The sequence below is a fragment of the Polaribacter sp. P097 genome (assembly GCF_036864555.1).
Lineage (GTDB): Bacteria > Bacteroidota > Bacteroidia > Flavobacteriales > Flavobacteriaceae > Polaribacter.
The window spans coordinates 950,252-973,081 of the sequence record NZ_JAZETJ010000001.1 but is presented as its reverse complement, the minus strand read 5'-3'; the positions used below and the strand labels follow the sequence as shown (position 1 = coordinate 973,081).

Genomic DNA, 22,830 nt, shown 5'->3' with positions numbered 1-22,830 from the left:
TAAATGATGAGTTTACATACTTTTTTAGCAATACCTGGAGGTTACTCAATAATTTTAATTGTTGTAGTAGTTTTATTACTTTTTGGAGGTAAAAAAATACCTGAATTAATGAAAGGTTTAGGTGGTGGTATTAAGGAGTTTAAAAAAGCTTCTAAAGACGATAATGAAGAAAAATTAGAAGAAAAGAAATAAACCTCTTTTTTTAATTTCATAAACTAAAAAAGCTCTATTCGTATGAATAGAGCTTTTCTTTTGTTAATTAAAATCCCCCAATTTTAATTTGGGTAAATATAGTATACTATCCTCTATGATAGTATAATTTGTTTTCAACTGGTAAATTTTAGGTATTTTTGGGATAAATGGGAAACCATTTTATCCAATTAAGCCCATAAGAGCCTTTTTACTAAAGTTTCTAGATACAGGTATTTGATGATCTATAAGTGCAGATTCTAATAAATAACCTCTTGCATTACCTTTAATTTCATTAATGTATTTTGTATTTACAATATAAGATTTATGACATCTAATAATGTTAGGATACTCTTCTAAGTTCTCTTTAATTTTGGTTAACGTAACTCTAAGTATTTTTTCTTTGAGCTCGTTTTTATTATTTTTTAAAAAGAAGCTGGCATAATTTCCTTGTGATGTTATGTAAACTAAATCTTCTATAAAGAAAGCTAGACTTTCTTTTTTATTGCCAGATTTAAGAATTACTTTATTTGGTAAAACAGGTTTTTTTTCTTCTACTTTTTGCGTTTTAATGCTAGTAATTTCTTCAGCCTTTTTCTGTCTACGAAGTCTAACCATTTTTTCGTTGAAGAAAACTCCTAAAAGAATGGGTATTACACCCACCAAAAACGTGTAATATATAAACATCAAGTACTCTATATGTTGAATGTCTTTTTCTGCCTTAAACCATTTACCATAATACCAAAGTACAGATCCAACTAGAAATAACCCTAAAGCAATTAATAGAATACTTTTACCAACAGTCCAATTATCTTCTTTAAAATACTTTCTAAATAGTAATGGTGGTATAGCTAAAGTTAAAAAACTACATGCAAATGTTATTAGACCAATGCTAAAGGTATATTCTAATAAATATTCTTTAAAACTGTATAAAGTAAAAGGTCTAAAAACATACAGAAATAGAAACACAAATAATCCAAAAACTAAACTTACTTTAAATTTAAATTTAGTTGATGGATTAAAGTAATAAGGAGTTGCAAGCCAAGTTTTAAGATTTGCAATCATATTTATTAATTATTACAAACTTGTTATTCTTTTAACTTTTTAGGTTTTGCATTTTTCATAGCCTCACCTATTTGATTACTAGCTGTAAAACTTGCAACCATATCATTTAACATTTGACTACCTGCTTGTGGTGAGTTAGGTAACAATATTAAATTACTATTGGTTTCTTGTCCTATAGATTGTAAAGTATCATAATGTTGAGTAACAACAATTAGAGCAGATGCCTCTTGACTGTTAATACCAACTTTATTTAATACTTCTACAGATTCTTCTAAACCTCTTGCAATTTCTCTTCTTTGATCTGCAATACCTTGTCCTTGTAAGCGCTTGCTTTCTGCTTCTGCTTTTGCACGTTCTACAATTAAAATACGTTGTGCATCACCTTCAAATTGTGCAGCCGTTTTTTCTCTGTCTGCAGCATTAATTCTGTTCATGGCAGCTTTTACCTGAGCATCTGGATCAATATCTGTAACTAAAGTTTTTATGATATCAAATCCGTAATCAGACATGTATTCTTTTAATTCTCTTTTTACAGCAATGGCAATGTCGTCTTTTTTAACAAAAACATCATCTAATTTCATTTTTGGCACTTCTGCTCTAACTACATCAAATACAAAAGAGGTTATTTGCTCATGAGGATAATCTAACTTATAAAAAGCATCATAAACTTTTTCTCTAATAACCATGTATTGTACAGAAACTTTTAGTTTCACAAATACATCATCTAACGTTTTAGTTTCAATAATTACATCTAATTGCTGAATTTTTAAACTTACTCTACCAGCAACTTTATCTACTAAAGGAATTTTTAGTTGTAAACCTGATTGTCTTATTGAACTAAATCGTCCAAAACGTTCTATAATTGCTGCTGTTTGTTGCTTTACTAAGAAGAAGGAAGCAAAGAAAATTATAAATATAAATACTACTAGAATAATTAATAATGGATTCATAGGTTGGTTTTTTTTAAGAGTTTATAAAGTGATATGTAAATATACTGATTTTAGGCAGTTATTTATTGGACGCAAATATTTTTAAATTGTTACATTTTTTAAATTAAAGAGCAATAAAAAACCCTGAATATCAATTATTCAGGGTTTTTAATTATTCTTTTTTCTCTTCGTCTTTTGGAAAAACTTTGTACATTTTTCGATTGTACTTAATCCATTTTTTATACTGTTTTTCAGATAAAATTTCTTTGATTGATTTATCTAAAGCCCTGTCTTTTGTTCTTAATGTTTCAGAAATTGGCGTTAAATTCTCTACCATTTTCTTCTGTACTTTTGTTCTATCTGAAAAATCTCCATTTTTTTGAGCATTTTTCTGAAAGTTCTCCATCATTTCTTTAGTACTTCTAAGGGTAAAGCTATTAATTCGTCTAATATCCTTAATTTCTTTATTGTACTTGGTTAACAAGGTTTTGAACTTTTTACCTTCTTCTGATGATAATTTAATACTCGATTTTTTTGCTGCTTTTTCAATGTCATAAATTACAATACCTAAGTATTTTTCTACTTGAAAATTAGGTTCTGGAGCTTTTCTAGGTGTCTGATTCATCTGATTTTGACGACTGTTTCTCATTCCACCTCTGTTTAGCTGACTATGTGCTAAAAAGCTTGTTAACAACGTAAGTATTAAAAGATATTTTTTCATTATGATAATTTTTCGATTGCGTTTTCTATTCTCTGTATCGTTTCTTCTTTCCCAATCATTGCTATAATATCGAACAAATGAGGCCCTGCTAATTTACCAACTAAACTTAAACGTAAAGGTTGCATTACTTTACCAAAACCAATTTCCTTGCCAGAAATCCATTCTTTGATAATTTTTTCTGTGTTTTCAGAAGAAAAGTCTTCAATATTTTCAATAACTGAATTTAATTCTTGCATTAATTCAGAGGTACCTTCTTTCCAGTTTTTCTTGCTTGCTTTAGCATCATACTCTGTAGGAGTTTGAAAGAAAAAATGAGATAGTTCCCAAAAATCTGCAACAAAAACAGCTCTTTCTTTAATAGCAGCAACTACTTTTTGTACGTAATCAATGTTTTTAGTAATGCCTTTTTCAGCTAATATAGCTAAATACAAATCAGTGAGTTCAGCATTATCTTTCTGCTGCATGTACTGTTGTTGGAACCATTTTGTTTTATCTGGATTAAATTTGGCTCCAGATTTACTAACTCTTTTTAAATCGAATTCTTTAATCAATTCTTCTAAAGAAAAGATTTCTTGTTCTGTTCCAGGATTCCAACCTAGGAAAGCTAACATGTTTACTACAGCTTCAGAAAAATAACCATCTTCTTTATATCCACGTGAAACATCGTTTGTTTGTTCGTTAGTATAAGCTAATGGAAAAACAGGAAAACCTAATTTATCTCCATCTCTTTTACTCAATTTACCTTTACCAACAGGTTTTAAAATTAATGGTAAATGTGCAAATTTTGGAGCTTGCCAATCAAAAGCTCTGTATAATAAAACGTGTAAAGCCATAGATGGCAACCATTCTTCACCACGAATTACGTGGCTAATTTCCATTAAATGATCATCTACAATATTAGCTAAATGATAGGTTGGCATTCCATCACTTTTAAATAGAATTTTATCGTCTAAAGTATTTGTAGCTATAGATATTTTACCACGAATTTTATCTTCCATTTCTAAAGTTTCGTCTTGTGGACTTTTAAAACGGATTACATAATTCTCTCCAGAATTTATTTTTTCTTGTACAATTTCATCAGACAAAACCAAAGAATTTACCAAACGCCCTTTTTCACGATTGTGCCAATTGTAAATAAATGTTTTGCCTTCTGCTTCATGTCCTTTTCTGTGTGCATCTAATTGTTCTGAAGTATCAAAAGCATAATAAGCCCAACCTTTTTCAAGAAGAATATCTGCATATTTTTTATACAAATGTTTACGTTCAGATTGTCTGTAAGGCCCAAATTTTTCGTTTTTATTGATGCCTTCATCATAAGGAATATTACACCAATTTAAAGCATCAATAATATATTGTTCTGCATTGGCTACATACCTATTTTGGTCTGTATCTTCTATTCTTAAAACAAAAGTTCCATTGTGTTTTTTAGCGAATAAATAGTTATATAAAGCTGTTCTTACACCTCCAATATGTAAAGGTCCTGTTGGGCTTGGTGCAAAACGCACACGAACATTAGATTTCATTTTCTTAAATTTAAAATGCAAAGATACTTTTTCTAAAAAGAGAATAGAAATAAGAGAAACAAAGAATTTTTATTTTCTTAGAAAGTATTAAAAATACCAAATGAAATGGCTGCTTTTTTAGGAACATTATTACCAGATAATGCAGACCCAAAACCAGCAGTTAAGCCAAAATCGCAAAACTGTAAAATGCCTTTAAGACCATAAGCTACATATTCTTGATCGTTAACATATAAATTGTTGGCTGCATTGTTGGCAGGGAAAGTAATATTGCCATTATTTAAAGACTGAGAAATATCTACAAAACCAATTAGCCATATATTCTGCGTTAGTTTTCTACCAATTTCACCACCAATTTTTAAATTTGAACTGTAATTATTGGTTCTAATATCTGCACCAACAAAAGATTGAAAATAGTTTTTACCAAAACTTGTACCTGCTAAAAACATAGGTGTAAAAGTATAAGCATCGTAACCAGTTCTTATAGCCGAATTTTCATCATAAGAACTTGTGTTAATTTCCATATTTAATTGGCCAGATAATACCCATTTTTTCTTACTAAAATTGTGTTTTAATCCTAATGTGATATTACCAAAAGCAGTTTCACTAAAACTCTCAGAACAATCTCCTTGACATAAAATTGCAGGATCTACATAATTGTTGATATCTATTGATTTTAAAGGAATGTTTACCAACAGACTTGTACTGTTGGTTAAACCATATTCGCCATAAAACTGATAAGTTCTGTCTGTTATTGTACCAGACACATTAAAATCTGGATCGCCAAATAATTCTGAATAATCAGAAATAGAAGAATAAGATAGGTTGGTAAAAAATTGTCCTTTTTCTTTTGTCCAAGGGCTTTGTGCAGTTGCTTGAAGTGTTAAAAAAAGGGCAGTTAATAAATATATAGGTTTCATAAGGTATAGTTTATGATGTTTTAGTTGTACTATGTTAGAATTACTTACAAAGTGTTTTAACAATTATTTGATGGTGAATCTTATCAAAAATAGTATTTTTATTTATTGATTATGAGCCATTTCCAAAACATACAAAAAAAGTTATATCAATTTACGCGTAAATTTTATACAAATGAGTTGATAAAAGGAAGCATTTTATTTGCTTCACTAGGTTTCTTGTACTTGTTTTTTATTCTTTTTATAGAGTATTTTTTATGGTTAAAACCAACTGCTAGAACAGTTCTTTTTTGGATATTTATCCTTGTAGAATTATTTCTTTTAATAAAATTTATTTTTATACCTATTGCCAAATTAATTGGGCTTAGAAAAGGTATTTCCTTACAAGATTCTTCAAAAATTATTGGTGCTCATTTTCCTGAAGTAGAAGATAAACTTTTGAACGTTTTACAACTACAAGAAAATAAGGAACAATCAGATTTAATTTTGGCAAGTATCAATCAAAAATCTGAAGAATTAAACCCAATACCTTTTACAAAAGCAATTGATTTTAAAAGCAATACAAAATATTTAAAGTACGCTATAATTCCTGTTTTAATTTTTTTAATTAGCTTATTTACAGGTAATTCAATAAGTTTAGGTAAAAGTTTAGAGCGTGTTGTAAATCACAGAACAGCCTACAATCCTCCTGCACCATTTGCTTTTAATTTAATCAATCAAAGTTTACAAGTTATTCAAGGAGAATCTATTACAATCCAGTTTAAAACTATTGGAAATACAGTGCCAAATGAAGGTAAAATAGTTTACGATGATCAAAGTTATTACTTAACCTCTAATGGCAATGCCGCTTTTTCTTACACCTTTTCAAATGTTCAAAAAACTGTCGATTTTTATGTAGAAGCGAATGGTGTGCAGTCTCAATTTTATCAAATTCAGGTTATTGGTACTCCAACAATTAACAACATTAGTTTAGATTTGAATTATCCTAAATATTTAGGGCAGAAAAATAAAACAATTCAAAATTCGGGAAATTTAATTGTTCCTGAAGGAACCACCATTACTTGGAATGCACAAACAAGTAAAACTACTAGTCTAACTTTTATAAATAACGCAGAACGATTTGCTTTCGATGAAACATCAAATAATAACTTCCAGTATCAAAAGCGAATTTTATCGCCTTTAAATTATCAGATTGCATCATCTAATAAGGATTTAGTCGATTTTGAAAAGTTGCAGTTTTCTGTGGCAGTTGTAAAAGATGAATATCCAATAATTTCTGTGAGTTCAAATATTGACAGTATTTCACGTGGAACAGCACAATTTGCAGGTCAAATTTCTGATGATTATGGAATAAGAAAATTGCAATTGGTGTATTATAATGAAGATACTCCAGAGCTTAAAAAAGAGTATTCAATTCCTGTTACAAGCCAAACCATTCAAACGTTTTTTTATGATTTTCCTAAAGGCATTAATTTGCAGGAAGGCATTAATTATGAAATGTATTTTCAGGTTTTTGATAATGATGGTGTTAGAGGAAGTAAATCTGCTAAAAGCAAAGTATTTAGTTACAGACAAAAAACATCCGAAGAAATAGAAGAAGAATTATTTCAAGAACAAAGAAATACCATTAATGATCTAGAAAATGCAGTTCAAAAGCAGAAAAAGCAACAACAGCAATTAGAAGAAATTCAACAAGATTTACAGAACAAAAAAAGTATAAATTGGAATGATAAAAAGAAAGTTGAGAGTTTTATAAAGCGTCAAGAACAGTATAAGAAAATGATGCAAAGACAAACTGATCAGCTTCAAGAAAATTTAGATGAAAAGAAAGAGAATGATCCTTCTTTACAAGAAAAGAAAGATGATTTAAAAGAACGAATAAAAGAGTTAAAACAACTTAGCAAGCAACAAAAGTTGCTAGAGGAAATTCAGAAAATGGCAGACAAGCTAAACAAAGAAGATTTAGTACAAAAAGCCAAAAAATTAGCACAGCAAAACAAACAGCAACAGCGTAGTTTAGAGAAAACCTTAGAAATGGTGAAGCGTTTTTATGTAGAGCAAAAAACCATGCAGATTGCTAATAAAATAGAAGAACTTTCTAAGGAACAAGAATCACTAGAGAAAAATGAGAATAATCTAGAAAAGCAACAAGAGGTTTCTAAAAAATTCGATGATATTCAAAAAGATTTAGAAGAACTCAAAAAGGATAACGAGAAATTAAGGAAACCTATGGATTTGCCAGAGGTAGAAAATGAAGAGAAGCAAATTGATGAAGAATTAAAGAACGCTGAAGATTTAATAGAAAGCAAACAATCACCGAAAGCAAAAAGTAGTCAAAAAAAGGCATCTGAGAAGATGAAAGAAATGAGTGCAAAAATGCAGAAATCTATGATGGATATGCAATCGGACTCTATGGAAGAAAACATGGAAGATTTGCGAAAAATTTTAGAAAACTTGGTCATTTTCTCTTTTCAGCAAGAGCAACTGATGGATAAGTTTAGTGAGAGTTCTACTTCGAGTCCAGATTTTGGAAAAGATTTAAAGAAACAAAATGAAATTAGAACTTATTTCGAGCATATAGATGATAGTTTGTATGTATTAGCAATGCGTGTTCCAAAAATTTCCACTAAAATTCAAAACGATCTATCTTCTGCACATTATAATTTAGAACAATCCTTAGAAAATTTTTCTGAAAATAGATTTAATAATGGTTTGGCAAATCAGCAGTATGTGATGACTGCTACAAATAATTTAGCAGACTATTTGAGCAATATCTTAAATGGCATGCAGAATAATATGTCTATGAAAATGGGCAAAGGTAAAAAGAGTGCTAAACCAGGTTTTAGCTTGCCAGATTTAATTCAGAAACAAAAGGGTTTGTCTGAAAAGATGGAAAAAGGTATGAAGAAAGGAGAGAAGAAAGGTGATGGAAAAAAAGGCAGTAAGCCAGATAAAAATGGAAAGCCTGGTGATAAAGGTAATGAGGGTAAAGAAGGAGATAAAGGGAATAATCAAGGAAAGAATGGTGAAGGTGAAGGTAATGCTAATGATGATTTGGATGGTGAGTTGTACGAAATTTTCAAACAACAAACTCAGTTAAGACAAGAATTGGAAAATGCCATTAAGGAAAGTGAAAATGGTAAACCTGGTGGAAATGGTGCCGCAAAAAAGGCTTTGAAAACAATGGAACAGTTAGAGAATGAAATTTTAGAAAAAGGTTTTAATTCGAATACACTCCAAAAAATGCAGAATTTAGATTATGAGCTTTTAAAATTAGATAAGGCAGCTTTAGAGCAAGGAAAAGATAAAAAGCGTAAGTCGAATGCAAATAGCATAGAAAACCAAAGAAATAGAGCAAAAGCATTAAAATTTAAAAAGCAGTTCTATAATCAAATAGAGATATTAAATAGACAATCATTACCTTTGCAGCAAAATTATAAAAAGAAGGTGAGAGCTTATTTCTCAGAAGCTAAGAAAATATAATTAATGATTGAATTTAATTACGAAACAGAATTTATTTTAGAAGATGAAACATCTTTAAAAAATTGGATTAATGCTGTTGCTTCACAACAAGAATTTGAGGTAGGAGAGATCAATTATATTTTTTGTGATGATGCTTATTTGCATAAATTGAATGTTGAATTTTTAGATCATGATACCCTAACAGATATTATTAGTTTCGATAATTCTTTAGGTAAATTATTAAATGGTGATATTTTTATTTCTGTAGAAAGAGTTAAAGATAATGCAGATGATTTTAAAGTTACTTTTCAAGAAGAATTGCATAGAGTAATGATTCATGGTATTTTACATTACATGGGTTATAAAGATAAGTCTGAGGATGAAAAGAAAGAAATGAGAAAACAAGAAAACCTTGCGATTTTAAAATTAAGTAATTGAATATCAATAATATAAGATGTAAGTTTCACGTGGAACTATAAGATATGAGTTTATTTTCAAGAACATATGACGTTATTGTAGTTGGTGGTGGTCATGCAGGTAGTGAAGCTGCTGCTGCTGCTGCAAACATGGGTGCACATACCTTATTGATTACAATGAATTTGCAAAATATTGCTCAAATGAGTTGTAATCCAGCAATGGGTGGAATTGCAAAAGGTCAAATAATTAGAGAAATTGATGCTTTAGGTGGTTATAGTGGAATTGTTACTGATAAAACAGCGATTCAATTCAAGATGCTTAACAAATCTAAAGGACCTGCAATGTGGAGTCCAAGAGCTCAATCAGACAGAATGCAGTTTGCTGAATGTTGGAGAACTATGTTAGAGCAAACTGAAAATGTAGATTTTTATCAAGATTCTGTGAATGGTTTAGTGTTTGATGGTAACAAAATTATTGGTGTTAAAACAGCTTTAGGTCTGGAGATCAATGCTAAAACAGTAATTATAACTGCTGGTACATTTTTAAATGGTTTAATTCATATAGGTGATAAAAGTTTTGGAGGAGGTAGAGCAGGTGAAGGTGCTTCTAGAGGAATAACTGAGGATTTAGTGGCTAAAGGTTTTGAGGCTGGTAGAATGAAAACAGGAACACCTCCAAGAGTAGATGGTAGGTCTTTAGACTATTCTAAAATGACTGAACAACCAGGAGATGAAATCACAGAAAAGTTTTCTTATTTACCCACAACGAGTGCTTTAAAAAAACAACGTTCTTGTTGGCTAACTTATACAAATCCAGAAGTACATAATTTGTTGCGCGAAGGCTTTGATAGATCACCAATGTTTAATGGTAGAATTCAATCTTCAGGACCAAGATATTGCCCATCAGTAGAAGATAAAGTAGATCGTTTCGCAACGAAAGAAAGACATCAGATTTTTGTAGAGCCAGAAGGATGGTCTACTATTGAAATGTATGTAAATGGTTTTTCAACTTCTTTACCAGAAGATATTCAAGATAAAGCAATTCGTGCTGTAGCTGGTTTTGAAAACGTAAAGTTTTTAAGGTATGGTTATGCCATTGAGTATGACTTTTTTCAACCAACTCAACTGAAACATTCTTTAGAAACTAAGTTGATTGAAAACTTATTTTTCGCTGGTCAAATTAATGGTACAACTGGTTATGAAGAAGCAGCTGCTCAAGGATTAATGGCTGGTGTAAATGCAGTTTTGAAAGTACAAGGTAAAGATCCATTTACATTAAAACGTGATGAGGCTTATATTGCTGTTTTAATTGATGATTTAATTACAAAAGGAACAGAAGAGCCATATAGAATGTTTACTTCTAGAGCGGAATATAGAACGTTGTTAAGACAAGATAATGCAGATTTAAGATTAACACCTAAAGGATTTGAGCTTGGTTTAGCCTCTCAAGAACGTATGGATCGAGTTTTAGAGAAGCAACGAAAAACAGATTTGTTAATTCAGTTTTTAGAGAAAACTAGTGTTAAAAAGGAAGAGATTAATCCAATATTAGAGGCTAAAAATTTAGCACTAATTAATCAGTCTATGAAGCTTTTTAAAATTGCTGCTAGGCCACAATTAGATTTTTCTGATTTTAAATCTGTGGAGAAATTAAGTGCTTTTATTGAAGAGAATGATATCGATAAAGAGATAATAGAGCAAGCAGAAATTCACCTTAAATATTCTGGTTATATCAACAAAGAAAAGAACAATGCTGATAAGTTAAATCGTTTAGAGAATGTAAAAATTCCTGCATCATTTAATTATCATAAACTACAATCTTTATCTTTTGAAGCACGTGAAAAATTAACCAAGATTCAACCAACGTCTATTTCTCAAGCCAGTAGAATAAGTGGAGTTTCACCTAGTGATATTTCTGTTTTGTTGGTGTATATGGGTAGGTAGAATTCTTTCTAAAATTTAAAATGTTCCACGAGGAACAATCAACTTTCTATGTCAGATAAAATCGATTTTTATAAAGATCTTCAGCCTTTTTTAACTTGTAAAGATTATACAGTTTCTGGTGAGTTGTATCAGGTAAAATTGAATAAAGAATTTGATATGCTTGTAACAACACCTGTTCCAAAAAACTTGGGTGAGTATTACAAAAGTGAAGACTATATTTCGCACACAGATGCAAAAGATTCTTTGTTTGATAAAGTATATCAGTCTGTAAAAAATATTACTTTAAAGAAAAAATTGAAGTTGATTAACTCTTTCAATTTAACATCTAAAACCATATTAGATGTTGGTGCAGGTACAGGTGATTTTTTAAAAGTTTGTCAAAATAATTCTTGGGAAGTTTTTGGCACGGAACCTGATTTGGATGCAAGAACAATTGCGAAAAATAAAGGGATTAATTTACAAGAAAATTTAGCAAAATTTGGCTCTCAAAAATTTGATGTAATTACTCTTTGGCATGTTTTAGAGCATGTAGAAAATTTACAAGAGTATATTAAATCTTTAAAAGAATTATTAAAAGTTGATGGCAAAATAATCGTTGCTGTACCCAATTATAAAAGTTTTGATGCTACATCTTACAACCAATTTTGGGCAGCTTTTGATGTACCTAGACATTTATGGCATTTTTCTCAAAAATCCATTTCTAAATTATTTAATAAAGAAAAGATGGTTGTAGAAAAAATACTACCTATGAAATTTGATTCTTTCTATGTTTCATTATTAAGTGAAAAATACAAACATGGAAAAATGAAACCTTATTCAGCTTTTAGAAAAGGTTTGCAATCAAATTTAAAAGCTAAAAGGACTGGAGAGTATTCTTCTTTGATTTATATCATCAAAGAAGCTAAATAATCAATTTTAGAATGTTTTAATTCCTTTTTATTAATGTACTAATGAAAATATATTAGAAAATTTTAAAAAGTTCTTAAAACGGATGTTTTAAGAACTTTTTACATAGGTATTACTTATAGTTATGTTATAATGTTATAAGATTTAATTATTTAATAGATATACACCCAAGAGTGTAACTAAAAAATAGACTGCTAGGCTCATTGCTCCTGCATAATCTTTTGCCAAACGTTGGCCTATTAATAAAAATATTAAAGCTATTGCACAAAGCTCTGTTCCTAAAAGTGCAATTTCTTTTGCTCCAGAAGTATACAATTGATATACGCCAAATACCATCAGTAAACCTGCAATTATTTCTAGTACTAAGATAATTGCTAGTAGTAAAGGTACACTGTTTTTTAAAGGAGAGTTTTTAAAATGCTCTTTGATGAAAGATACATTTCCATTCCAATCTACTAATTTGTCTATACCAGATTGTAAAAAGGTTACTATTAAAAAAAGTAGTACTAAAACTTCTGTTGGGTAGTTTGATAAAAAATTCATGTAGTTAAGTTTTATAATTATTTAAAAGCGGCATCTATAGGTTCCCAAAGTTCAATTTTATTGCCTTCGTTATCTAGAATCCAACCAAATTTTCCATATTCAAATTCTTGCATTTCACCTACTATGGTAACTCCTTCTTTTTCTAACTCCGCTAAAAGTTCAACTAAATTTTCAACTCTATAGTTAAACATAAATTCCTTCTTAGAAGGTTCAAAATAATTAGTGTCTTTTGTAAAAGGACTCCATTGTGTAGAGCAATCATTGCCTTCTTTATTTTGCCACCAAAAGGTAGAACCATAATCATCAGTGTTAAAACCTAAATGTTTTTTATACCATTCTTTAGCTGCTTTTGGATCATCACTTTTAAAGAATAAACCACCAATTCCTGTAACTCTATTTTTCATAATTACTTTTTCTTTATATTATTTTCGTAAATCGAAATCCATTCTTCTACACTCATTTTAGTACAAAGTTCTGCAATTAATTCATAGGGTATTTCTTCAATTTTTTTGAATCGTATACAACTTTTACCCATATCTAACTTACGTTTGCAATGTTTAGGATATGCTTCTACAAACCAATCTAATAATTCTTTTTTAGCATAAATACCTGAATGATAAAGGTTTATAGAGTTTTTCTGTGAGGCTATGTTTATAAATGGTAAAGGTGTATTGGGTTGACAGTGATAACCTTCTGGATAGGTGTTTAATGGAACATAATAACCAATCATTTTATATAACATTCCTTCTTCAAAACCTTTTGGTAGATTTTCTGAAATTGTTTTTTGTAATTGTTTAAACGCTTGCTGTCTTTCTTCTGGAATTTGGGCTACGTATTCTTCAGGTGAGTCTGCTTCGTAAGTCATACTACTTATTGGTTGATTGTTGAATGCCTTAAGTTAATAAAAATTATCTTTTATTTTGTCTACGATTGTTTGTGCCAATTTTTCTTTGCTTTCAATAGTCCAACCCGCAACATGTGGAGATAAGATTACATTGTTTGCTTGTATTAAATACTGAAACGCTTTGGGCATATTATTATCTAAAAACAAATTTTCAAAAGATGATTTTTCATACTCTAAAACATCTAAACCTGCACCTAATATTTTACCAGATTTTAAAGCAGCTACTAAATCTTTTGTTACTACAGATGTTCCACGTGCTGTATTTATCAGCCAGAAATTTTTCTTAAAATTATTGATAAATTCATGATTTATCATGTTTTTGGTAAGTTCAGTTTGAGGGGTGTGCAGACTTAACACATCACTTCTTTCTTGCAATTCTTGCAACGATACTTGAGTGCAATTTTCATCACCTACATTTGGTTTTAAATCGTAACAAAGTACATCAACATCAAAACCTCTTAATTTTTTAGCAAAAGATTTACCCATATTTCCATAGCCAATTAAGCCTACAGTTTTACCATCTAATTCTAATCCCCTATTGTCTTCACGCAACCATTTTCCTTGCCTAACTTCATTATCTGCTTTATTTAGTTTATTAAATAAGCCAAGCAACACACCTAAAGAATGTTCACCAACTGCATTTCTATTACCTTCTGGAGCAGCAATTAGTTTTATTCCTCTACTTTCTGCATAATCACAATCTATATTTTCTAAACCAGCTCCTACTCTACCAATAAATTTTAGGTTTTTAGCTTTATCTAAAAATGGCTTATCAATTTTAAATCGACTGCGAATAATAAAGCCATCATATTTATGAATTTTAGCTTCTACTTCACTCTTTGATGAAGTATAAGCTTCATCATTTGTAAAACCTAAATCATTTAATTGTTGAATAAGTAATGGATGGTTACTGTCTAAATGCAGTATTTTCATAACGTTACTTTTTGTTGATTAACCTATGCTCTAGTTCTTTTATTCGTTCATTTTTAGTTTTCAATTCCAATTTATAATAGTATAAACTGGAGATTAAATAAACTACAACAGAAGCTTGCCTTAGGCTACTATTTTCAGAAAACTGAACATCAAAAAATGTATCTAGAAGATAGAGAATTGCAAAAGCTATTAAAGAAATGTAAGAAGTACTCTTTAAAATAAGTTTAATATTGTTCCTCTTCATTTGGAAAATCTTTACTTTTTACATCAGCAATATATTGTTGAAATGCTCCTGTCATTTCTTTATATAAATCTAAATATCTTCGTAAAAACCTTGGGTTGAATTCATGTGTCATACCAACCATATCATGAGTCACCAAAACTTGACCATCTACTCCATTTCCTGCTCCAATACCAATTACCGGAATTGAAATTGCTTCAGCTACTTTTTGTGCTAATTTTGCTGGTACTTTTTCTAAAACCAAAGCAAAACAGCCAATTCTTTCTAGCATTAGTGCGTCCTCCATTAATTTTTCTGCTTCCTCTTCTTCTTTTGCTCTTACAGTATAAGTACCAAATTTATATATGGATTGTGGCGTTAAACCTAAATGACCCATAACAGGAATACCTGCATTCAAAATTCGTTTTATAGACTCCTTAATCTCTTTTCCACCTTCTAATTTTATAGAATGCCCACCACTCTCTTTCATAATTCTAATTGCAGAACGTAAAGCTTCTTTTGGGTCTGATTGATAACTACCAAAAGGTAAATCTACAACCACTAAAGACCTTTCTATAGCTCTAACTACAGAGCTTGCATGATAAATCATTTGATCTAAAGTAATAGGCAACGTAGTTTCATGACCAGCCATAACATTTGAGGCAGAATCACCAACCAATAATACATCTACACCTGCATTATCTAATATTTTAGCCATGGTATAATCATATGCAGTTAACATAGAGATTTTCTCTCCATTGGCTTTCATTTCAACTAAAGATTTTACAGTAACTCTTTTGTACTGTTTTTTTGCTACAGACATAATGCGTTTTTTTGACGATGGTAAAAGTAAGAAATAATCACAGATTTTTAAGGTCTTAATACTTTCTATAATTTTATTGATATGCTTTTTTTAAGTAGATTTATAGATTCTAAATTTATTGATATGCAAAAAAGTATTGTATTTATTATTGTTTTGGTATTCTCAATTACATTAAATGCCCAAGACAATTCAGCACAAAATGATGTAAAATTAGTTATTGATACCTTTTTTGAAGGATTACATAAAGGGGATAGTACTTTAATGGCCTCTACTCTTCATAAAGATATAAAAATACAAACTACATCTAGCATGAGAGGGTCTAATGGGTTGTTGCAAACAGACTCTAGAACTAAATTACTTACTGCTATAGCAAATAAAAATCCAGAACATGTGTACTTAGAAAAATTACTTTCTTACGATATAAAAATTGACGGAAATATTGCTTCTGTTTGGACACCTTATGAGTTTTATTTTAATTCTAACTTTAGTCATTGTGGCGCAAATTCTTTTCAACTTTTTAAAGATAATTCCAAGTGGAAAATTATTTATTTGGTAGATATGAGAAGAAGAAATAACTGCCAAGCTTTAAAAGAAAAAAAATAAGTTATATTTGATTTTTTCCTGAAAATAAGAATGTTACAAAACAAAAATACTTTAAACCCCAATAAATGGATAGACCAATATGCAGACTATCTATTTAATTATGCTGTTGTGCGTGTTAACAATAGCGATTTAGCAAAAGATTTGGTACAAGACACTTTTTTTGCAGGATTAAAATCTGCAAAGAATTTTCAAGGTAAAGCTTCAGAAAGAACTTGGCTGGTGTCTATTTTAAAACGAAAAGTAATAGATCATTATAGAAAAATCAACTCTAAAAAAGGCCAGGCAGAAGTTAGAATGAACTTTTATAATGATGGTGAAAATGAAGGAAATTGGCTCGAGGAAAGAGTACCACAAGATTGGAACAATGCTTCAGAAAAAGCCATTGAAAACGAAGAACTTAAAAGTCAAATAGATGCATGCATAGATAATTTACCAGAAAAATATGCTATGGTGTTTAGAATGAAAACAATACAGGAATTCGAAACAGAAGAAATCTGTAAGGAGTTAGAAATAACTGCGTCCAATTTATGGGTAATTATCCATAGAGCTAGAACGCAATTAAGAAAATGTATGGAAGATAACTGGTTTAATAATTAAGAGATGTTTAAAAGATTAAATATAACTTGTGATGAAGCCACAAAAATTTGTGACAAAAATCAATATGGAGAGGCTACACTTTTAGAAAAGATAAAATTAAATCTTCATTTTTTGCGCTGTGAAATTTGTAAACTTTACACAAAACAAAACTTACTACTTAGTGTTTTTTATAAGAAAAAAGCAGAGGGTTGTAAAAAAATCAATCATTGTTTAACTTCTGAAGAAAAAGAAGTTTTAAAGCAAAAACTAAAAGAGGTTAAGGCCTAAATAATTGCAGTGCACGTCACTGTTTTTTTAATAACAACTAAAATAGAAACGGATTTTTATAGAAATATAAAGTCCGTTTTTTTACTTTTGATAAAAATTTAAGCATGCATTTTCTACCTGAAAAATTAGATGATTATGTTGTGAATCATTCACAACAAGAACCTCAAATTCTTAAAGAACTAAGTAGAGAAACTTGGCAGAAAGTATTAAACCCTAGAATGTTAAGTGGTGCTTACCAAGGTAGGTTGCTTTCTATTTTATCTAAATTAATAAATCCGAAACATATTTTAGAAATAGGTACTTACACAGGGTATTCTGCACTATGTTTGGCAGAAGGTTTACAAAAAGAAGGCACTATTATTACTTTAGATAAAAATGAAGAGTTAGAAACCCTTCAAAACAAATACTTTGAAAAATCGGGTTATAGAAATCAAATTGTACAAAAAGTAGGTAATGCTTTAGAAATTATACCTACAATTTCAGAAAAGTTCGATTTGGTTTTTATTGATGCAGATAAATCAAACTACTCAAATTACTTTCATTTAATCATTGATAAAATGAAACCAGGAGGAATTATTTTATCTGATAATGTTTTATGGAGTGGTAAAGTAATTGAAGAACTAGATCCAAAAGACAATGATACTATAGAATTATTGGCTTATAATACGTTATTAAATACAGATGATAGAATAGAAACTGTGCTTTTGCCAATAAGAGATGGCCTTACAATAAGCAGGATTAAGCAGTAATTTTTATCGATTTCTTTTAATTGGGCCAGTAAAATCGTCTAATTTATCTTTAACCCCATTTACCTCTTTAGTGATGTCTTTGGTAACATCAATATCTAAATCGTTTAATTTAGCACTTTCGTTAATTTCTTTTTTGATGTCATTAGTAGCGTCTTTTACTTGACGAATTCCTTTGCCTAAACCTCTGGCTATTTCAGGAATTTTATCTGCACCAAAGACCATAACTACAATTAACATAATTACAAAAACCTCTGGAGTACCAATAAACAGAAAATGTGTGCTTAACATGCTGCAAAGATAAAGTTAATTCTAATAAATAATTTGCTCAATTGGTCAAAATTTTAGTTTTTAACGCTTATTTAATATTCTGATAGTTAAATAATTGTAAATTCTTTAATTTTTAAAACATTGTAAATCAATTGATTAAAATTAAAATAAAAGTAAATCTTTCCAAAATGGAATATTTTTTTAAAGTTCGTTCGGTTTTAATGAAAATTATTATTTAACTTTGTTGCTTTAACCCTTAAACCCCTTAAGATGAAACCCCTAAGAAAAGTTGCAGCGCTAGCTGTAGTACTTGTTGGTATATTTGCTTTTAGTAAAGCAGAAATGTCTTCAACAAAACCAAGCCTTAATTTAGATACCATTAACGTTATTGAAACCTTATCCAAACAGCAGTTTGAGTGTAGGCCTACGTCTGATTTTATGTTTTACGTAGAAACAGATCTTGTTAAAAAGATTCGTGGTGCAAACAACGTAAATGCCAAAGTTTATATTTTAGATAAGGTATCTGGTAGAAAAGCTTTATTGGCAGATGAAAACATTCAAATTAAAAAGTTTGAAGGTGCTATTGAGTTAAAAGATCATAGTGCAACTAATAATTTTAAAAGTTCATTAATTAAAAATGGCGATTTAATTATTGGTAATGCAAATGCAGCTCCATATAGTTTTGATGAGTTAATTCAATACGAATCTATTTACAATAGTTACTTAAACTCAACCAACAAATTACTTAGATTAAAGAGGTCTATCTAACAATATATATTACCCCTAAAACCCCTTAGAATCTAAAACCTAAAAGCAATTTTTTTGCTTTTAGGTTTTATTTTTTTATGTTTATACCAATGATAGATTTAAGTGTAAAAGAAATATATACAATAGTGGGTGTACTAATGTTGCTAATGGCAGCATTTACTTATTCTCAAAACAAAAAACTTACGTTAGTCTTTGGTATTTCAGGTGCTTATTTGGTGCTTAATTATTTTCTACCTAAAAACTTATTTTTTGATATTGTTTCTTTTGTTGTATTAATTACTCCCTTTGTTTATGCTAGAGTTTATAAGAAGAGCTTGTTAGATTAAATGCTATTGGAAATTTAATTTAGCTTGCCTATCATACATAACAATACTACCAGCTACAGCCACATTTAAACTTAATTCAGATTTAAATTTTACAAGATGATGCGCTTTTTCTACAGCCAATTTAGGTAAACCATGATCTTCTGCTCCTAGTAAATAAACACAACGTCTAGGGTGTGTAAACGTTTCTAATTGAACCGCTTTTTCATGTAGCTCTACACCAACTAACATTGCACCTTTGGGTAAATTATCAAAGAAATCATTAAAATTTTTGTAATGAAAATAAGGCATTGCACCAGTTGCTTTATGTGTATCACAGGCTTGTTTTGCATATCTATTACCAATGGTAAAAATAAAACTTGCACCCATATTTTGTGCAGACCTCCAAAGAACGCCTAAATTTTCAGGTGTTTTTCCATTCTGAATACCTATGCCAAAAAAGCCTTGTTCTAGATTATTTACCATTTTCTTTAATCAACATTCGCTTTATTTCGTTCAATTTCATTAAAGCCTCAATTGGTGTTAGTGTATCAATATTTGTTGCCAATATTTCTTCACGAATATTTTCTAATAAAGGATCATCTAACTGAAAAAAGCTAAGCTGCATTTCTTCATGCTGTGTTTGTTTTAAAACATCCTTTACCTCATCATTTTTATTATTTTTTTCTAGTTGAGCTAGTATTTTATTCGCTCTATGAATTACCATATTTGGCATTCCAGCTAATTTAGCAACGTGAATACCAAAACTGTGATTTGAGCCTCCAGATACTAATTTGCGTAAGAAAATAATGTTGTCTTCTAGTTCTTTTACAGACACATTAAAGTTTTTAATGCGCTCAAAAGTGGTGGTCATTTCATTCAATTCGTGATAATGGGTGGCAAATAATGTTTTTGCTTTGGTAGGATGTTCGTGTAAGAACTCAGAAATGGCCCAAGCAATAGAAATACCATCATAAGTAGAGGTTCCTCTACCAATTTCATCTAACAAAATTAAACTGCGCTCAGAAACGTTATTTAAGATTGATGCTGTTTCGTTCATTTCTACCATAAATGTAGATTCTCCCATAGAAATATTATCACTAGCACCAACTCTGGTAAAAATCTTGTCTACAATCCCAATTTTTGCATTTTGAGCAGGCACATAACAACCCATTTGAGCCAGTAAAACAATCAAAGCAGTTTGACGTAAAATGGCTGATTTACCAGACATGTTTGGTCCAGTAATCATTATAATTTGTTGTTGATTCCTGTTTAAAACAACATCATTAGCAATATAGGTTTGATCAATAGGAAGTTGTTTTTCAATTACAGGGTGCCTTCCATTTTTAATCTCTAAATCTGTACTTTCATCCATAATTGGGCGTACATAATTATTATCTATAGCCAATACAGAAAAAGACAACAAGCAATCTATTTTTGCAATTATTTGCGCATTTTCTTGTACAACATCAACAAATTGAATGATGTATTGTAAAAGCTTAGAGAAAATTTCTTGCTCTAATTTGGCTATTTTTTCCTCTGCTCCTAAAATTTTGGTTTCGTATTCTTTAAGCTCTTCAGTAATGTATCTTTCAGCAGAAACTAAGGTCTGTTTTCTAATCCATTGTTCAGGAACTTTATCTTTATGCGTATTTCTAACCTCTATGTAATAGCCAAACACATTGTTGAACGCAATTTTTAAGCTTGTAATTCCTGTAGCTTCAGTTTCACGCGCTAACATATCATCTAAAAACTGTTTTCCTGATGATGAAATTGCGCGTAAATCGTCTAATTCTTGATGTACATTGTTGGCAATTGCATTTCCTTTATTGATGTTTACAGGAGCTTCATCAAACAAGGTTTCAGAAATTTTAGTGATTAAATCTTCACAAGTGTGGAGTTGTTTTCCTAAAAGTTGAACAGCTTTATTTTTACTCTTTGCTGCATTTTTTATCGGTAAAATTGCTTTTAGCGAATCTTTTAACAATACGATTTCTCTTGGAGAAGCTTTACCTGTAGCTACTTTAGAAATGAGCCTTTCTAAATCAGAAATTTGTTTTAATTGATAGGTTACAGTTTGTGAAAATTCATCAGAATCTATAAAAAACTTTACCAATTCATGACGATTTTTTATTTCATCAATATTTTTTAATGGTAAAGCCAACCAGCGTTTTAATAACCTTCCACCCATAGGTGAAATTGTTTTATCAATTACATCTAAAAGCGTAACTGCGTTTAAAGAATTTGGATTGTACAATTCTAAATTTCGTACCGTAAAACGATCCATCCAAACATAATTATCTTCAGCAATTCTGCTGATATTTTGAATGTGTTTTAACTGATTGTGCTGTGTTTCTGATAAATAATACAATACTGCACCAGCAGCAATAATTCCGTTTTTTAAATCTTGAACTCCAAACCCTTTAAGTGTTTTTACCTCAAAATGATTTTGTAACGTTTCATGAGCATATTCTTTTTGATACACCCAATCATCCAAGTAAAATGTGTAATACCTATTCTCAAAAAGTTCTAAAAATTGTTGCTTATTTTGTTTCTGAACTAAAACTTCACTTGGGCTGAAATTCTGTAACAATTTATCAATATACTCTGCAGTTCCTTGTGCAACTAAATATTCACCTGTAGAAACATCAAGAAATGAAATTCCGAGTTGTTTTTTATCAAAATGAACAGCAGCTAAAAAATTGTTGCTTTTGCTTTGTAAAACTTCGTCATTTAAAGAAACTCCAGGCGTAACCAATTCTGTAACTCCACGTTTTACAATGGTTTTGGTCATTTTTGGATCTTCTAACTGATCGCAAATGGCAACACGCATTCCTGCTTTTACCAATTTTGGTAAATACGTATTTAAAGAATGATGAGGAAAACCAGCTAAAGCTGTTTCAGAGTCTGAACCTGCACCTCTTTTGGTAAGTGTAATGCCTAAAACTTGTGCTGCTTTTTTAGCATCATCACCAAAAGTTTCATAGAAATCTCCAACACGAAAAAGCAACATAGCATCAGGATATTTAATCTTGATGGCATTGTATTGTTTCATTAAAGGCGTAACCTTTTTCGCTTTTGATTTTGCCAAGTTTTTGGAAATTTTCAGTTAGTTTTGCGAAGATAAAAAAAAGACTTTAGCCATTGGCTTTTACCTGTTAGTTTTCATAGTAAACGGACTAAAAGCCAAAAGATAATAGTACAAGCAACCATGAGGAAATTAAAAAATAACGAGTTAGGTAGAATTTCTGTTGATGAATTTAAAGCTGTAGAAAAGACGCCTATAATTGTAATTTTAGATAATGTAAGAAGCCTAAATAACATTGGCTCTGTTTTTAGAACTAGTGATGCTTTTTTAATTGATAAAATTTACCTGTGTGGTATTTCTGCTACTCCACCTAATAAAGACATTCATAAAACTGCTTTAGGAGCTACAGAATCTGTAGATTGGGAATATGTAGAAGATACTTTAACCTTGGTGAAAAAGTTGAAAAAAGAGGGTATAAAAGTACTATCTATTGAACAGGCTGAAAATTCTACAATGCTTGATACTTTTACTCCTAAATTGGGTGAAAAGTATGCAATTGTTATGGGAAATGAAGTTAAAGGTGTGCAACAAGAAGTCATAAATGCTAGTGATTTTTGTATAGAAATTCCACAATTGGGTACCAAGCACTCTTTAAATATTTCTGTAACTACTGGAGTTGTAATTTGGGACTTATTCATTAAAATTAGAAGTTTATAAAGTATAAGTTAGCTTATAAATTCTTATAGTTTATAAATAG

At 30.0% G+C, this 22,830-nt stretch carries 25 protein-coding genes; 12 read left to right on the top strand and 13 right to left on the bottom strand.

The features are described 5' to 3' along the window. Positions 1-3 precede the first annotated feature (3 nt). Complete coding sequence (gene tatA / locus V7R38_RS04565) at positions 4-192, top strand: twin-arginine translocase TatA/TatE family subunit (protein WP_015481506.1); 189 nt, start codon at positions 4-6, stop codon at positions 190-192. Positions 193-372: 180 nt separating this feature from the next. On the opposite strand, the gene V7R38_RS04560 is transcribed toward tatA, so the two are convergent. From V7R38_RS04560 to V7R38_RS04540, 5 genes are all read right to left on the bottom strand, one after another. Continuing rightward, on the bottom strand, positions 373-1,254 hold the full coding sequence (locus tag V7R38_RS04560; protein WP_334056228.1) for a LytR/AlgR family response regulator transcription factor: 882 nt from the start codon (positions 1,252-1,254) through the stop codon (positions 373-375). Positions 1,255-1,277: 23 nt separating this feature from the next. Continuing rightward, positions 1,278-2,204 (bottom strand): SPFH domain-containing protein, encoded by a 927-nt coding sequence (locus V7R38_RS04555; RefSeq protein ID WP_334056227.1) that lies wholly within the window; start codon positions 2,202-2,204, stop codon positions 1,278-1,280. Positions 2,205-2,355: 151 nt separating this feature from the next. Then, entirely contained in the window at positions 2,356-2,904 is a 549-nt protein-coding gene (locus tag V7R38_RS04550; RefSeq protein WP_015481509.1) for a hypothetical protein, read from the bottom strand. Then, positions 2,904-4,427, bottom strand: coding sequence for a glutamate--tRNA ligase (gene gltX / locus V7R38_RS04545; RefSeq protein ID WP_334056226.1), 1,524 nt, complete (start codon positions 4,425-4,427; stop codon positions 2,904-2,906). The genes V7R38_RS04550 and gltX overlap by 1 nt, the downstream gene beginning before the upstream one ends. 77 nt (positions 4,428-4,504) lie before the next feature. Then, positions 4,505-5,344 carry a transporter gene (locus tag V7R38_RS04540; RefSeq protein WP_334056225.1) on the bottom strand — a complete coding sequence of 280 codons (840 nt, stop codon included), beginning with the start codon at positions 5,342-5,344 and terminating at the stop codon, positions 4,505-4,507. 111 nt (positions 5,345-5,455) lie between these two features. On the opposite strand from V7R38_RS04540, the gene V7R38_RS04535 reads away from it, so the two are divergent. The 4 genes from V7R38_RS04535 to V7R38_RS04520 are packed head-to-tail and all read left to right on the top strand — an operon-like array spanning position 5,456 to position 12,072. Then, positions 5,456-8,824, top strand: a complete 3,369-nt coding sequence (locus V7R38_RS04535; protein WP_334056224.1) for a DUF4175 family protein — start codon at positions 5,456-5,458, stop codon at positions 8,822-8,824. Between the two features lie 3 nt (positions 8,825-8,827). After that, positions 8,828-9,241, top strand: coding sequence for an rRNA maturation RNase YbeY (gene ybeY, locus V7R38_RS04530; RefSeq protein ID WP_334056223.1), 414 nt, complete (start codon positions 8,828-8,830; stop codon positions 9,239-9,241). Between the two features lie 44 nt (positions 9,242-9,285). Then, on the top strand, positions 9,286-11,163 hold the full coding sequence (mnmG, locus tag V7R38_RS04525) for a tRNA uridine-5-carboxymethylaminomethyl(34) synthesis enzyme MnmG (protein WP_334056222.1): 1,878 nt from the start codon (positions 9,286-9,288) through the stop codon (positions 11,161-11,163). Positions 11,164-11,211: 48 nt separating this feature from the next. Then, positions 11,212-12,072 (top strand): class I SAM-dependent methyltransferase, encoded by an 861-nt coding sequence (locus V7R38_RS04520; RefSeq protein ID WP_334056221.1) that lies wholly within the window; start codon positions 11,212-11,214, stop codon positions 12,070-12,072. 141 nt (positions 12,073-12,213) lie between these two features. Here V7R38_RS04520 and V7R38_RS04515 read toward each other — a convergent pair whose 3' ends face one another. From V7R38_RS04515 to panB, 5 genes are all read right to left on the bottom strand, one after another. Further along, positions 12,214-12,612: a DoxX family membrane protein gene (locus V7R38_RS04515; protein WP_334056220.1), complete on the bottom strand. Its 399-nt coding sequence runs from the start codon at positions 12,610-12,612 to the stop codon at positions 12,214-12,216. 17 nt (positions 12,613-12,629) lie between these two features. Further along, a complete protein-coding gene (locus V7R38_RS04510) occupies positions 12,630-13,016 on the bottom strand; it encodes a VOC family protein (RefSeq protein WP_334056219.1) in 387 nt (128 codons plus the stop codon). Between the two features lie 2 nt (positions 13,017-13,018). Further along, on the bottom strand, positions 13,019-13,477 hold the full coding sequence (locus tag V7R38_RS04505) for a DUF1801 domain-containing protein (protein ID WP_334056218.1): 459 nt from the start codon (positions 13,475-13,477) through the stop codon (positions 13,019-13,021). A gap of 33 nt (positions 13,478-13,510) precedes the next feature. Beyond that, positions 13,511-14,449 carry a 2-hydroxyacid dehydrogenase gene (locus V7R38_RS04500; RefSeq protein WP_334056217.1) on the bottom strand — a complete coding sequence of 313 codons (939 nt, stop codon included), beginning with the start codon at positions 14,447-14,449 and terminating at the stop codon, positions 13,511-13,513. A gap of 224 nt (positions 14,450-14,673) precedes the next feature. Continuing rightward, the gene (panB, locus tag V7R38_RS04495; RefSeq protein WP_015481520.1) at positions 14,674-15,492 is read right to left on the bottom strand and encodes a 3-methyl-2-oxobutanoate hydroxymethyltransferase; all 819 of its coding nucleotides are present in this window, start codon (positions 15,490-15,492) and stop codon (positions 14,674-14,676) included. Positions 15,493-15,615: 123 nt separating this feature from the next. Between panB and V7R38_RS04490 the strand changes: the two genes are divergently transcribed. The 4 genes from V7R38_RS04490 (at position 15,616) to V7R38_RS04475 (ending at position 17,708) form a co-directional block, all read left to right on the top strand. After that, on the top strand, positions 15,616-16,095 hold the full coding sequence (locus V7R38_RS04490) for a nuclear transport factor 2 family protein (RefSeq protein ID WP_334056216.1): 480 nt from the start codon (positions 15,616-15,618) through the stop codon (positions 16,093-16,095). Positions 16,096-16,125: 30 nt separating this feature from the next. Continuing rightward, positions 16,126-16,692, top strand: a complete 567-nt coding sequence (locus tag V7R38_RS04485; RefSeq protein WP_334056215.1) for a sigma-70 family RNA polymerase sigma factor — start codon at positions 16,126-16,128, stop codon at positions 16,690-16,692. 3 nt (positions 16,693-16,695) lie between these two features. Further along, positions 16,696-16,959: a hypothetical protein gene (locus tag V7R38_RS04480; RefSeq protein WP_015481523.1), complete on the top strand. Its 264-nt coding sequence runs from the start codon at positions 16,696-16,698 to the stop codon at positions 16,957-16,959. 104 nt (positions 16,960-17,063) lie between these two features. Then, positions 17,064-17,708: an O-methyltransferase gene (locus V7R38_RS04475; RefSeq protein WP_334056214.1), complete on the top strand. Its 645-nt coding sequence runs from the start codon at positions 17,064-17,066 to the stop codon at positions 17,706-17,708. Positions 17,709-17,711: 3 nt separating this feature from the next. Here V7R38_RS04475 and V7R38_RS04470 read toward each other — a convergent pair whose 3' ends face one another. After that, on the bottom strand, positions 17,712-17,996 hold the full coding sequence (locus V7R38_RS04470) for a Sec-independent protein translocase subunit TatA/TatB (protein WP_015481525.1): 285 nt from the start codon (positions 17,994-17,996) through the stop codon (positions 17,712-17,714). Positions 17,997-18,245: 249 nt separating this feature from the next. On the opposite strand from V7R38_RS04470, the gene V7R38_RS04465 reads away from it, so the two are divergent. Next, complete coding sequence (locus V7R38_RS04465; RefSeq protein ID WP_015481526.1) at positions 18,246-18,743, top strand: hypothetical protein; 498 nt, start codon at positions 18,246-18,248, stop codon at positions 18,741-18,743. 89 nt (positions 18,744-18,832) lie between these two features. After that, a complete protein-coding gene (locus V7R38_RS04460; protein ID WP_334056213.1) occupies positions 18,833-19,069 on the top strand; it encodes a hypothetical protein in 237 nt (78 codons plus the stop codon). A 3-nt stretch (positions 19,070-19,072) separates the two neighbouring features. On the opposite strand, the gene V7R38_RS04455 is transcribed toward V7R38_RS04460, so the two are convergent. Together V7R38_RS04455 and mutS are read right to left on the bottom strand one after the other, a co-directional pair. Next, positions 19,073-19,531, bottom strand: coding sequence for an RNA methyltransferase (locus tag V7R38_RS04455; protein WP_334056212.1), 459 nt, complete (start codon positions 19,529-19,531; stop codon positions 19,073-19,075). Continuing rightward, positions 19,521-22,100, bottom strand: coding sequence for a DNA mismatch repair protein MutS (mutS, locus tag V7R38_RS04450; protein WP_438825591.1), 2,580 nt, complete (start codon positions 22,098-22,100; stop codon positions 19,521-19,523). Before mutS ends, V7R38_RS04455 begins: the two co-directional genes overlap by 11 nt. A 156-nt stretch (positions 22,101-22,256) precedes the next feature. Between mutS and V7R38_RS04445 the strand changes: the two genes are divergently transcribed. Further along, positions 22,257-22,790: an RNA methyltransferase gene (locus V7R38_RS04445; protein WP_334056210.1), complete on the top strand. Its 534-nt coding sequence runs from the start codon at positions 22,257-22,259 to the stop codon at positions 22,788-22,790. The last annotated feature ends 40 nt before the right edge of the window (positions 22,791-22,830 follow it).